The organism is Neobacillus nitrireducens, assembly GCF_030915405.1.
Classification (GTDB): Bacteria; Bacillota; Bacilli; order Bacillales; family Cytobacillaceae; genus Neobacillus.
Window position 1 is genome coordinate 3,794,112 of the sequence record NZ_CP133262.1, and the last position, 13,224, is coordinate 3,807,335.

Below are 13,224 nucleotides of genomic sequence, written 5' to 3' on the forward strand. Positions count from 1 at the left end.
AGTCTAGAGAGATTAAAGAAACATTAGAAATATAGAGGGTTTATTCCCTTGCTATTTTTGCTAATAATTGCTAGTTCATCATATGAATTACGATATTGCAAATCATTTTCACCTTCTCCGTATCGATTTCGTGTAGGTATGAGAATTCATAGGCGGAGAATTTCCGGCTATTGTATAAAGAGGAAGCTTAAGAAGCAGATATAAGCGGAGATATTCCGGTTATCTGCTCTTAATAAGACAAAATCCAAGGATTAGGATAATATAACCGGAAAAACTTCCCTTATTCTAAAGGAAATATAGGTATTACCCAATTTAACCGGAAATTTTCCGTTTATTTTTCATATAAAGTGAATTCAAAATTCAGTTATAACAGAGACTTTCTTCTGTATCCCAATTTGTAAGTAAAAATGTAGTATATTCTGCTGAGGTACACTGGCTATTGTACCCCCACATTTTAATAGACAAATTGTACTATTTTATTGAAATGCCTTATAAACAAAAAATGACCTCCAACTTTAGATACAATTTGAAGGTCATTTTGTATTACATTTTTAATGTTTGCGACAGTTTACGGAACCCGTTCACACTATTCCCCATCTTTTTTCTGTTTTTTCTGTGCCTCTTGGAGGGCGAGGAGGATATCTTGAACGTCGATTTTTCCGTCGTTATTTAGATCGGTTAAGGTGTTTTCAGGTACAGTTGGCGGCGGGTTTACCGGAGTTGGGGTTGGAGTAACCGGTGCCGCAGCAACTGCTTGTTGTTTCGGTCTAAAGGCAAACGTGAATAATAGGAGAACAAGAATCAGCAATCCGGCAACACCATCCACGATATAGAAAATAGTGGCATAATCGGACCAGAGCGTTTTACTGCTGCCCATCTTCTTCTCAGAGTTTGCAATAAATTGTTTGATTTCAGAATGATTTGGATAGATGCGCTGAACGGCCTCGAATTTTTCTAAAGCATGCTTATAATAGCCGCCCCAGTATAGGTTAAGTCCTTCCTGATAAAGTTTATCTGTATCACTCTTCGCATTTTTAGCACCGGCTTGGTTGACAAATTCTTTCACGGTATTAACAGGCACGGCAAAGTTGAACCCTTGGACTTCTTGACCGTTGACTGTGTCGCCCCTAAACGTGAGTAAGCCAATGATCTCGCCCTTTGCATTGATGACTGGTCCACCGCTATTGCCGTGTGTGGCCGCCGCATTAATTTGAATGACCGGGCTTCCTTGTTCCGTCTTTTTGGAGGTTGCCGAAATTTGACCTGCATTCATTGAAGAAACTAAGGATGAATCGGGTGATAATAGGTCTGAATCGGCGGCAGCAGGGTAGCCACTAACCCAAACATTATCTTGATTTTGGATATTATCCGAATCTCCAAGCGGTAAGGTCGGCAGGTTTTTCCCTTCAATTTTTAGGACAGCGACATCTTTTCCTTCATTAATAGGGGCCCCATAGCTTTTAACCTCTCCATCCAGTACATCCCCGCCAGGTAAAACTACTTTCAGCACCTTCTGGATGTCCGTGTATTGTGTATATTGGACCATATAATTGTAGGCTGTTTTATAGTCTGCCTTAAAATAGTCTGCGATGATCGTTACTAGTTGTTCAAACGCGGCGTTGGCAATATCTTCATCTTCCTTTTGAGTCGCTTCCACAACATGAGCATTGGTGACAATATAACCGTTAGAGCTAATAATGGCCCCTGAGCCTGAGCCGCCTACAACAGATTGGTTATTTAGCTGCTCCAATATGGCAATGACTTCAGGATCATTGGGATTATTAAATTGCCACTTCACAACAGTATAATCGACGATCCGAACGACTGCAGGCTTAGAGTATTCCGCCAGTTTTTGTGCTTGAGTAATTTTCCCAGCAGCTGGTTTGAGATTGATGAGGAAAATCGAAGCCACCATTACTGCAATAAGTAGCAAGCTGATAGGTATGGTAAAAAGGGCCCTTTTTTTCAAAATAAATTCACTCCTACGAAGGATATTGTAAAAATATACTCTGCAATATATTCGCCCCTGGGAAAAAAGTAATATTGTACATCAAAAATTTTTAGATAATTGCAAGGTGTCATGGGTATTTGAGGAATTTCCATGACAAATGGAGAGGATTGCTTTTTTCAAAAATGGGTAATCTTTGGTATCATGTTTAGTGAATGAATATGATATCGAACTGAAGATATAGTTGGAGGCCTTTATGGAGAATCGATTGAAGGTAATGACGGTGTTTGGAACAAGACCGGAAGCAATAAAGATGGCACCCTTGGTAAAAGAATTAGAGAAATATCCTGATAAAATTAAGCCGATTGTGACGGTGACGGCGCAGCACCGTGAAATGCTTGACCAAGTGCTGCATATTTTTGAAATTACGCCTGATTATGACTTAAATATAATGAAGGAACGGCAATCTCTGCTGGATGTTACGACGCGCAGCTTAGACGGACTCAATCAAGTTCTTGCAGATGTCAAACCAGATATTGTGCTGGTCCACGGTGATACGACAACCACATTTGTGGCAAGTTTAGCGGCTTTTTATCACTCGATTCCGATTGGACATGTCGAGGCTGGGCTACGGACTCATAATAAATATTCGCCGTACCCTGAGGAAATGAACCGACAGTTGACAGGGGTCTTGGCCGATCTTCATTTCTCACCAACGGTTCAATCGAAGCACAATCTTTTGGTGGAAAATAAGCGGGAAGAGGCGATTTATATCACTGGAAATACGGCCATTGATGCGCTAAAAACAACGGTTCGAGCCAATTATTCTCATCCTGTATTAGACAGACTCGGAAATGACCGGTTAATTCTTATGACGGCCCATCGCAGGGAAAACACAGGGGAACCCATGGAAAATATGTTCCGAGCGATTTGCCGTGTGGTCGACCAACATGCCGATGTGCAGGTGGTTTATCCCGTCCATATGAATCCGGTGGTTCGTGAAATTGCCAAACGAGTGCTGGGGGATAACGAGAGAATTCATCTAATTGAGCCTTTGGATGTGATTGACTTCCATAACTTTGCCTCAAGGGCCTATCTGATTTTGACTGATTCTGGTGGTGTACAGGAAGAGGCGCCGTCTTTGGGTGTACCGGTATTAGTTTTACGTGAGACCACCGAGCGCCCGGAAGGAATTGAAGCAGGTACCTTAAAACTGGCTGGAACCGATGAAGAAACCATCTTCCGGTTAGCAGATGAACTGTTGTCAGATCAAGTAGCACATGACAAAATGGCTCACGCCTCCAATCCATACGGAGATGGTTACGCCTCCGAACGAATCGTCAAAGCCATTCTCCACCACTTTGAAAATGGGGAACGGCCAGCGGACTTTGGGGTTGAGAAATAACCTTTTTAGGAGATATAGTTAGATGAAAATTAATAAAATCCATCATATTGCGGTGATTTGTTCGGATTATCAAAAATCGAAGGATTTTTATGTTCGAATCTTAGGATTGACACCTATTAATGAAGTTTATCGCACGGAAAGAGATTCCTATAAGCTTGATTTGGAAGTGAATGGTCAATACCAGATTGAGTTGTTTTCGTTTCCAAATCCTGCTGTTCGGCCAAACTATCCTGAAGCAGCTGGTTTAAGACATCTTGCGTTTGAAGTAGATGATGTCGAAGAAGCGGTAGAATATATGAAAAACCATCAAGTGAAGGTGGAAGACATCCGAGTGGACCCCGTCACCAACAAGAAATTCTCCTTTTTCCCGGATCCTGATGGGCTCCCGATTGAGCTTTATGAGAAGTAAGTTGAAGCTCGTGAGATTTATTATGTAGTAGTTTGATTTATGTGTTTATAGCAGTAATTCAGGTTGTTGACGACCGTAATGGGAGAAAAGGAGTCCATTAGGTAGCCAATAGAGGGTATTGATGACCGAAAAGAGAAAAAAGAGCAATTTTGGTTGTCAATAGGGGCTATTGACGACCAAAATCGGATCGAAGGAGTCGATTGGGGCGTTAACAACCTACAATATTCTATTCCTTGGGGCTGACAGGAAATTAATGATCATCCCAGACAAAGAGCAAGACCTCAAATCACATTGTGGTCTTGCTCTCTTTATACTGTCCATCCCCTGCGTACAAAGGATGCGAACTGTCCACGAGCGGTGCCTGACACCATGCATCTTTATCTAGGCAAGCCTAAATTTGGATTTGGAAGTCCATATTCGCTTGGAGACCATGAGCCGTAACCGCTTATACCTGGGGGTGGTTGGAGCTGCTGTCCGTACATGTTCATATTTGGGCCGAATCCAGGGTATCCTGGACCGCCGACAGGAGGATAGCCTAAGCCTCCACCAAGTCCTGCCCCATATGGGTTGTAACCTTGAACAGGTCCACCACCGTATCCGCTGAACCCGCCGTAACCTGGGAATCCGCCATATCCGTTAGGATTCGGTCCGTTTCCTAGCGCAGCGCCTCCTAAATAACCTAAGCCAAGCCCAAGCAAGCTAGACCCCAATGATCCAAGGTTAAATCCTGAATGTCCATCATGATGCTGCGGTCCACCATGATGCTGCATCCCGCCATGATACTGCGGCCCGCCATGATTCTGTGACCCACCATGATTCTGCATCCCGCCATGATACTGCGGCCCGCCTTGATTCTGTGATCCACCATGATTCTGTGACCCACCATGATGCTGCGGTCCACCATGATGATGCGGCCCGCCAAAATGTTCCGCCCCACCATGAAATTGCCCCCCGCCATGATGTTGTTGACCACCTTGGAATTGTCTACTATCATAATGTGGATTTAATCCAGTTTGATACTCCACGGGCATATAATAAGGATTATACATAATATTCTCCTCTCTCCTCACGATCGTAACCATCCTATGCATGTGATTAAATTACTCTTGGGCAGAGTCCAATTAATTGGGGTTATCGCACCATCGCAAATGAAAAATACGTCTCTAGACCTAGAATTCTTTCCGTTTGAGGTCTATGGCGGGCAGGAGTTTTTTCGTGTATTGTTGAAGTATTAAATGGAAATAATTTTCTATTTGGTATATATTTTGAGTGAAATGAAACATTCCATTGAATTCATTCGTAGTAATATAAAGATGTCTTAAGTCAGGAGTCGATTATAATGAACCCGATTTTGTCGTTTCTTCTTCGCTCTTTTGTAGCCGTCCCAGTAACGGTGTTAACTTGGCTAATTAGCTATTTTCCTATGGACCAGACTTTTTGGACGGCGACTGGAATAGCAGTAACTGCAGGGATTCTTATCCATTTCATCCTTTCTATTGTGATGAACACTAGCTTTTTAAAAAAGCATCAGATCTCAAGAAAAGAATACCGATACATTCGAAAAAATCTAAATGAAGCGAAACAGAAAATCAATCGCTTGAATAAAAACCTTTTTACCATTCGTGATATTTCATCGGTAAAACAAAGATTAGATCTTCTTAGAATCACAAAAAAGATACACAAGATGACAACAAAAGAGCCGAAGCGATTTTACCAGGCTGAACAGTTTTATTTTTCACATTTAGATTCAATCGTTGAACTTACCGAAAAATATAGCTTCTTATCCTCGCAGCCGAAAAAGAACATGGAAATGGGCCAATCCCTGATTGAAACTCGCCATACACTTAATGAACTAACCAAGGTAGTGGAAGAGGATTTATATAAAGTGATTTCAGATGATATCGATCACTTGAATTTTGAAATTGACGTCGCAAAACATACCCTCAATAAGCAAAAGAACGCTAAATTTCCGGAAGAAAATAGGTGGCTAAAATGAATGAAAACAACCCAGTCCAACCCAATAAAACAGGCGATTTATTAGATGATATTCTCTCCGACCCGTTTGGGGATAAGCTTGAGCTTGCTAAAAAACCAGTCACGCATACAGGTGAGGCGAAACCGGTTAAATTAATTGATGTCATACCGGAAGAACATCGTGCAAAGGCGTATCAGATTGCCGAGCAAATCGATCCGACAAACCATCAATCGATGATTCAATACGGTACCCAAGCCCAAGGTAAGCTGCTGTCTTTCTCCCATACGATGCTAGAGCATGTGCAGAAACAAGATGTAGGTGAAATCGGGCAAATCATTAGTGATTTAATGAAGCGCTTGGATGAAGTGAATCCGGACGATTTGAAGGATGGGAAGCCATCCTTATTTGCTCGTATGTTTGGCAAAATTTCCGGTTCCATTCAAGAAGTGCTATCAAAATATCAAAAAACAGGCGCTCAAATCGACCGGATCAGCGTAAAACTTGACCGCAGTAAAAATGTCCTAATGTCTGATATTAAGTTGTTAGAACAGCTGTATGAGACCAATAAAGAATACTTTCATGCCCTTAATGTCTATATTGCCGCTGGGGAGATTAAGCTGGAAGAAATGCAAGAGAAGATCATTCCGCAGCTAAAAAGGGCAGCGGAAGTGACCAATGACCAAATGAAGTTCCAAGAAGTCAACGATATGATTCAGTTTGCGGACCGGCTGGATAAGCGGCTCCATGATTTAAAATTAAGCCGGGAAATTACCATCCAAAGTGCTCCGCAGATTCGCCTGATTCAAAATACGAATCAAGCGCTTGTGGAAAAAATTCAATCATCGATTATGACGGCCATTCCATTATGGAAGAATCAAGTAGCGATAGCATTGACATTAATTCGTCAGCGTCATGCCGTCGAGGCCCAAAAGCAGGTTTCGAAAACAACCAATGAACTTCTTTTGAAAAATGCCGAAATGCTAAAAACCAATACGATCGAGACAGCGAAAGAAAATGAGCGCGGTATCGTCGATATTGAAACCTTAAAGAAAACGCAGGAAAGCCTCATTACAACACTCGAAGAAACAATGCGAATTCAAGAAGAAGGACGCCATAAGCGCCGCCAAGCAGAACAAGAACTGGCAACGATGGAAAACGACCTTCGCCTAAAACTGCTTGAGATCAAAGGAAAATAACCAAAAAGGATCCCTCGTTGCGACCAAACTGCAGCGAGGGATCTTTTTTGCTAGAAAACACTTCGGTGTCAGGCACCGAAACCATGTGGTGCCTGACACCAAAAAGGGAGACCCACATTATACTAATTATTAACAACGGTTGTATTCAGGTATTCTTCAAGGGTAATTCCGCGGCTCATGATTTTTTTGGCGATGTCCTTACCGACAAACCGTAGGTGCCAAGGTTCGTATTGATAGCCGGTGATGGAGTCTTTGCCTTTTGGATAGCGGATAATAAAGCCATACTCAGCTGCATGGTTTTGGAGCCAGGTTGCCTCTTTAGTTCCTTCAAAGCAGTCCTCTGCCGCACAAGTTCCATCTCCTCCGGTTACATCAATCGCCAGTCCTGTTTCATGTTCGCTCGTTCCCGGAGCAGCACTGTAAGCACTTGCTGCCTCATATCCATCAAGATCGACGTAGTAATTAAACAATGTAGTCTGTGCAGCGTGAGACCTGTAAGCAGAAACACCTAACAGATCTACCCCCTGTCGTTTGGCACCAGCAAATAATTTTTCAATCGCCGCTCCTGCTTTTGCTCTCATTTGCCGCTTTTCTGTTCTCTGTTTAAACGTAAAAGGGATGTCAGGGTAAATTAAATCACTTGGCTGATAACTAGCAGGAAGTTTATTTTGCTTATTGACTAGAACGGGGATTCCCGCTGGGGAGGAAGCCTCTTGAATAGTAGCCTTCTGTTTCTGACCTCCCGAATCAGTAGCTGAATCATCGGCAAGTTTCCCCTCGTTTTGCATAAAGTGAAATTTCCCTGTGCATCCAGTTAAAGAGAGTGCAATCACGATAAGACACAAAAAAACAAAACGTATTTTTAACATAGGTTAACTTCCTTCTTTTAAGAATTCACTTCAGTAACCATCATGGACAGGATTAAAGACTTTAAAACGGTCTTTCTAAAATCTGTCCATAAAGGATGTATGAACGTTTGCATGAATCTTAGGAAGTTTCAGCGAAACATTTGATTGTATGAATTGGCAGTCATCCTTGGCTTTTAAGCAGAGAAGGAAGAATTCAATCACTGAATAGCACCGTCTAGGTACAAAGGCACTTTTATTTTATTATTTAGTTGCTTATATTTTTTATAAACACATAAATCGTACGAAACGGCAAAGCCATTGAAAAGTGGTGACGCAAAACTAAAGGGGCTAAGGTTTAACGACGATGCTTGCCAGTTACCGAACACGATAACTCCGTCGATTTATGTAGATGACCATGGAGGAGGATTTTTTGTGTTGAAAATGTTTATGAAGGGTAAATATTATTATCATTTAATTCAACATCGCCACAATGCACTTTTACAACAAGATTGCCTGGATGAAGAATTACGAGCAAAGCTGATGGTGAGAGCAAGTTATCATAATAGTAAAGCCCTTGAATTTGGCTTAAGAATGTAAGTAAATATATATTTTTTGAAAAAAGCCTGTATCTTTGATTTCTCGATAATCATTGGTACAGGTTTTTATTTTTACACAAGGAGGTATAATAAATTGCATATAAAAGTCACTGAAAAGAGAGATGAATGAAACATGTACAATCTGACAAAATTAATAATTGAAAAGCCTGCGAACGTGGTATTTGAAGCCTTCGCAGATCCTGCCCATATCAAGAATTTCTGGTTCACATCCAGTGCAAGATGGGAGCAGGGCACGACCGTTACGTTGAGATATGATGAATACGATGCACAAACCGATATCGAAATACTTGAAGTCGAGACCGATAAAAAAATCGTATTCCGGTGGGGCGAAGCAGGCGAGGCTGGAAATATTGTCACCATATCGCTGAATGAGATGGACAGCTCGAGAACAATCATTGAAGTGCGTGAAGAAGGTTTTAGAGAAGATGATGATGAGTTAATGAATATTTTGCTTGATAATAAAGGCGGCTGGGTTTATATGTTGACCTGCCTAAAAGGATATTTGGAGTTTGGTATTAACAAATTACGTGCGGCTATTGTTCATTGACATCGGCTGCCGTTGGTAAGTCCTCTCGCCTTAAAGTAAAAAGAGCTTGGTCTATAACCCAGGCTCTGCTTCTGATTGTTTAATCATCGATTCTTTCCTTTAAGATAGCAAATAATAAATTGGAAAAAAGAAGAATACTGTCAGAGTGGACAGGAATGTTTCGACATTATTTGTGATTCTAAGGTGCCAAAAAGCGTCGAGTGCCTGACACCGACGCTTAAATGTGTTATTTATTATTTTCGCAGCTTCACAACTATAGAGCTTCAGCTGTTCTAATTAGTGTGACATTGTTTTGCTATCGTCGTCATGGCCGTCTTTGGTGACTTTCAACACACCGACTGCGCCCTTTGTCGCATGATTAAATTGGTGTGTGACAAAAGGATAGCTGCCTTCCTCAGTGACGGTAAATTCAACTACTGCCCCGCCGCTCGCCGGAAGTAAGACTGTTTGCATTCCCTTCATATGATTAAATGGGTTTCCGTCAACATAGACATCATCAAACATAGTTCCAACAACATGGAAGCTACTGACTTCATTTGGACCAACGTTATTAATGTAAAATCTCACTTTGTCACCGACTTTTGCCAGTAGTGGTTTGTCGACAAGTGCGCCAACTGTACCATTTGTGTTGATATCCCCCTCTTTTAAAGCCTTAGATGAAAAAACTACATATTTCGGTTTTCCATTTGTAAAATCATTCATATCGTTGTATTTGTACCATTCATTTTGAACGATGACAAATTCACGATCGACTTTGGAATCGGTTGGATAGCCTTCCGTTGGTTTGACGATAATTATCCCGTGCATTCCGTTGGCAATATGTGCAAGAACAGGCTTTGTTCCGCAGTGGTACATAAACACGCCCGGGTTGTTGGCAGGATATGAAAATTTACCTGTTTCCTCCGGCATCACATTGGCAAAATCTTTAGATGGTGCAGCGTGTACGGCATGAAAGTCCATGCTGTGCGGGATGGCTGGGTCCATGTTCGTTAGGGTAAAATTAATTTTATCACCTTGGTCCACTACAATTACAGGTCCGGGCGCCTCACCGTTAAAGGTCCATGCTTTATACATTTCTCCTTTGGTAATTTCAATATCAGTGATTTGTGATGTCATCTCCACATTTACTTCATGCGCACCGATTCGATTTATTTTGATTGGTGTCGGTTTTTGATTTATATGCTCATGTGGTCCGATAACTTTAGTTGTCACACTGGTGTCTGTTTTGGCTTTAACTGTTTTTTCTCTTGATAAATCATCCTTTCCGCAAGCACTTAATACCATGACAAAAGAAACGATAATTGCTGCAAACTTTACTATTTTCCCCATTCAAATCTCCTCCATTTATCCCCTATAATGGAAAATTGTTTACGCTTTCATCTTATCTCTTGTGCAAAATAATCTAGTGATTGAAATCATAGGAAAAAAGTGGTTGAGTGAATATTTTGTGAACTATTGAGCAATGTTATATTAGCAACTTGCTAATGTTAAATAATTTCTAAAGAAAATGGCTATTATATAGAATAAAAGGGGGCATTGTTTTGAAAAATGAAGAAGAGGAAACAAGTGAAGGGTTGAATCAAATTTTTGAGATCATTAATGCAAAAGGGGATACAGGAGAACTGAAGGAAATTTTGGATAGTTACGATCGTGCGAAGATAGAGGATAATCAAAAAGCTAATTACAAAAGACCTAGAGAGTAATCTAGGTCTTTTGTAATTAGCCTTTGTGGATAATTGTAATGGGAAATGTGGATATAGGAAAGCGATTTGTGGGTAAATCTGTTGATTTTGTGGATAATCCTGTGGGATATGTGGATAACATTATTTACTGGTAAGTTTTTTAAAAATAAGCAATAGTTACACACATTTTCTGTGTATAAATAACTGGAATCTGTTGATATCCTAACATTTTATGTGGATATTCCTGAAAAAAATGTTGATAATGTTGTTGATAACCTAGGCGAGATTATCTAACTAAAATAGTATATTCTTCCTCAGTTTGCAGTGCACCAGTCCTGTCGCTTGCTAAACGGGGGCTTGCGTTTTTAAAATGAACAACTCCCCATTTTTAGCGCCCTTTTCGATTGGACAACCTTCCCCTTCGTCTTTTTTAGAATAAATTAATATTAGTTCGCAAGGAGGGAAGAGATATGATAAGAAAAGCAATCATTCCTGCAGCAGGATATGGTACAAGAACCTTGCCGATTACGAAAGTCTTGCCAAAAGAAATGCTGCCGATCTGCGGAAGACCAGCGCTTGATTATATCGTGGAGGAAGCGATTCGCTCAGGAATAGAGCAAATCCTTATTGTCGTATCTAGATCAAAGAATATGATTCTTGATTATTACGATCGATCGGTAGAATTGGAGACCTATCTAGAAGAAAAAGATAAGAAACACCTATTAAAGGAAATCAGCCTTCCGAATGTACATATCCAGTATGTTCGGCAGTCCTATGCACGTGGATTAGGGGAGGCCATCCTTCTTGGTAAACAATTTGTTGGGAATGAACCTTTTGCGGTCATGCTTCCTGATGAAGTTATTCTTTCCCATGAAAAACAACCGTTAAAACAGTTAATCGATATGTTCACCGAGGTAAACGGAAATATCGTTGGGGTGAAAAAAATGGACCCGACCCAATTAAAAAACTATGGAGTCATTCAACCAAAACGATTAAAAAACGCACAATTTCAAATTAAGGATATTGTTGAAAAACCACAAATATCCCCGCCATCGGATTTGGCTGTTATTGGCCGGTATGTATTTAATCCAGCCATTTTCGCTTATCTTGAAAACGTGAAACCGGATGTTGGTGGAGAAATTCAATTAACCGATGCGATAAAAGCAATGGCAAAAGATTATACAAGCTATGGGCTAGAAATTGAAGGCAAGTGCTTTGATATTGCCAAGATGTCTGAGTATATCAAACTCATTAATTATATTTGGGATTCAAAGGAGGGGTAAGGCCCAGTGAAAATTTTAATCATCGGAACAGGATATGTGGGAACAACAACAGGACTGATTTTTTGCGAAATGGGCCACAAGGTAACAGGACTTGATCTAGATGAGCAGAAAATCCAAGCATTAAGGGCTGGCAATTTATATTTCTATGAACCGGGACTGGAGGAACTGTTAACAAAGCATCTTCAAACCAATCAGCTTGCTTTTACAAACGATACGGAAACAGCCATTAAAGACAACGATCTGATATTCATTTGCGTCGGTACCCCCCAAGCACCTGACGGCAGCGCCGATCTTACCTATGTAAAAAAGGTCGCCAAATCGATTGGCCAGCACCTCAACCAGTATAAGGTTATTGTTACAAAAAGCACTGTACCAGTCGGGACGGCTAAGTTAGTAACAAGCGTCATCCAAGAAAATCAAACCTTCCCCATTCCATTCGATGTTGTCTCCAACCCCGAGTTCCTACGCGAAGGCTCCGCTCTAGAGGATGCACTCCATCCGGATCGTATCGTCATTGGTACAACGAGTGAAACAGCCAGAACCATCATGAGAGAATTATATAAAGACTTCCACTGCCCAATCGTCGAAACCCACCCAAAAGCCTCTGAAATGATTAAGTATGCGGCCAATTCTTTCCTCGCTTTGAAAATTTCCTATATCAATGAGTTGGCAAGAGTGTGTGACAAACTGTCCATTAATGTAAATGATATCTCGAATGGCATCGGACTTGACCACCGGATTAATCCGCATTTCTTAAAAGCCGGAATGGGCTACGGCGGCTCCTGTTTTCCAAAGGATGTCAATTCGTTAATCCAAACCGCTAAGGAACTGGGAAATCCTTTATCCATTCTAGAAGCAGTAGTCAAGGTTAATGCGGAACAGCCGGTTTATTTTATTGAAAAAATGAAACAGTCCCTCGGCAGTGATTTGAAAAATAAAACAATTGCCGTGCTTGGGTTATCCTTTAAAGCGAATACAGACGATACTAGGGAGTCACCAAGCCTTATCTTGATTGATAAATTACTAGAAGAACAAGCAACGATTAAGACACATGATCCGATTGTGAAAATGGGAGTACCCCATCAATTTCTGACAATTGAAGAGACCGTAGCCGGTGCGGATGCGCTCGTTATTTGCACGGATTGGGATGATTATAAAAATTTAAATTGGCAGAGCCTGAAGACGTTAATGAAGCAGCCTTATATTTTTGACGGGAGAAATATGCTTGATAAGGAGAAAGTGGAGAAACTAGGATTCTATTACTTTGGAATGGCTAATCATTAAAGAAGAGCATTGTAGCATGCTCTTTTTACT

Annotated in this window: 14 protein-coding genes and 1 riboswitch; of the genes, 10 read left to right on the plus strand and 4 right to left on the minus strand. The window is 41.0% G+C overall.

The features are described 5' to 3' along the window. Positions 1–586: 586 nt before the first annotated feature. Entirely contained in the window at positions 587–1,969 is a 1,383-nt protein-coding gene (locus RCG22_RS18415; RefSeq protein WP_308104119.1) for a S1C family serine protease, read from the minus strand. A 235-nt stretch (positions 1,970–2,204) separates the two neighbouring features. Here RCG22_RS18415 and wecB point away from each other — a divergent pair, with 235 nt between their 5' ends. Further along, a complete protein-coding gene (gene wecB, locus RCG22_RS18420; RefSeq protein WP_308104120.1) occupies positions 2,205–3,353 on the plus strand; it encodes a non-hydrolyzing UDP-N-acetylglucosamine 2-epimerase in 1,149 nt (382 codons plus the stop codon). A gap of 22 nt (positions 3,354–3,375) precedes the next feature. After that, entirely contained in the window at positions 3,376–3,762 is a 387-nt protein-coding gene (gene gloA2 / locus RCG22_RS18425) for an SMU1112c/YaeR family gloxylase I-like metalloprotein (RefSeq protein WP_308104121.1), read from the plus strand. A gap of 377 nt (positions 3,763–4,139) precedes the next feature. On the opposite strand, the gene RCG22_RS18430 is transcribed toward gloA2, so the two are convergent. Next, a complete protein-coding gene (locus tag RCG22_RS18430) occupies positions 4,140–4,811 on the minus strand; it encodes a hypothetical protein (protein ID WP_308104122.1) in 672 nt (223 codons plus the stop codon). A 36-nt stretch (positions 4,812–4,847) separates the two neighbouring features. Here RCG22_RS18430 and RCG22_RS18435 point away from each other — a divergent pair, with 36 nt between their 5' ends. The 3 genes from RCG22_RS18435 to RCG22_RS18445 all read left to right on the plus strand — a co-directional run bounded on the left by RCG22_RS18435 (position 4,848) and on the right by RCG22_RS18445 (position 6,933). Beyond that, entirely contained in the window at positions 4,848–4,997 is a 150-nt protein-coding gene (locus RCG22_RS18435; protein WP_308104123.1) for a hypothetical protein, read from the plus strand. Between the two features lie 104 nt (positions 4,998–5,101). After that, a complete protein-coding gene (locus tag RCG22_RS18440) occupies positions 5,102–5,758 on the plus strand; it encodes a 5-bromo-4-chloroindolyl phosphate hydrolysis family protein (protein ID WP_308104124.1) in 657 nt (218 codons plus the stop codon). Next, entirely contained in the window at positions 5,755–6,933 is a 1,179-nt protein-coding gene (locus RCG22_RS18445) for a toxic anion resistance protein (protein WP_308104125.1), read from the plus strand. The genes RCG22_RS18440 and RCG22_RS18445 overlap by 4 nt, the downstream gene beginning before the upstream one ends. A 122-nt stretch (positions 6,934–7,055) precedes the next feature. Here the strand turns inward: RCG22_RS18445 and RCG22_RS18450 are convergent, their stop codons facing one another. Further along, positions 7,056–7,793, minus strand: coding sequence for a M15 family metallopeptidase (locus RCG22_RS18450; RefSeq protein WP_374049480.1), 738 nt, complete (start codon positions 7,791–7,793; stop codon positions 7,056–7,058). 286 nt (positions 7,794–8,079) lie between these two features. Further along, a riboswitch (cyclic di-GMP riboswitch) is annotated at positions 8,080–8,164 on the plus strand. A gap of 49 nt (positions 8,165–8,213) precedes the next feature. Between RCG22_RS18450 and RCG22_RS18455 the strand changes: the two genes are divergently transcribed. Together RCG22_RS18455 and RCG22_RS18460 are read left to right on the plus strand one after the other, a co-directional pair. After that, the gene (locus tag RCG22_RS18455; protein ID WP_166257048.1) at positions 8,214–8,378 is read left to right on the plus strand and encodes a hypothetical protein; all 165 of its coding nucleotides are present in this window, start codon (positions 8,214–8,216) and stop codon (positions 8,376–8,378) included. A gap of 132 nt (positions 8,379–8,510) precedes the next feature. After that, positions 8,511–8,945 (plus strand): SRPBCC family protein, encoded by a 435-nt coding sequence (locus tag RCG22_RS18460; RefSeq protein ID WP_308104128.1) that lies wholly within the window; start codon positions 8,511–8,513, stop codon positions 8,943–8,945. A 276-nt stretch (positions 8,946–9,221) separates the two neighbouring features. On the opposite strand, the gene RCG22_RS18465 is transcribed toward RCG22_RS18460, so the two are convergent. Further along, entirely contained in the window at positions 9,222–10,274 is a 1,053-nt protein-coding gene (locus RCG22_RS18465) for a multicopper oxidase domain-containing protein (RefSeq protein WP_308104129.1), read from the minus strand. Between the two features lie 212 nt (positions 10,275–10,486). Here RCG22_RS18465 and RCG22_RS18470 point away from each other — a divergent pair, with 212 nt between their 5' ends. From RCG22_RS18470 to RCG22_RS18480, 3 genes are all read left to right on the plus strand, one after another. Continuing rightward, positions 10,487–10,648, plus strand: coding sequence for a hypothetical protein (locus tag RCG22_RS18470; RefSeq protein WP_308104131.1), 162 nt, complete (start codon positions 10,487–10,489; stop codon positions 10,646–10,648). Positions 10,649–11,097: 449 nt separating this feature from the next. Then, positions 11,098–11,910, plus strand: coding sequence for a UTP--glucose-1-phosphate uridylyltransferase (locus RCG22_RS18475; RefSeq protein WP_308104132.1), 813 nt, complete (start codon positions 11,098–11,100; stop codon positions 11,908–11,910). A gap of 6 nt (positions 11,911–11,916) precedes the next feature. Continuing rightward, entirely contained in the window at positions 11,917–13,194 is a 1,278-nt protein-coding gene (locus tag RCG22_RS18480; RefSeq protein ID WP_308104133.1) for a UDP-glucose dehydrogenase family protein, read from the plus strand. Positions 13,195–13,224: the final 30 nt, after the last annotated feature.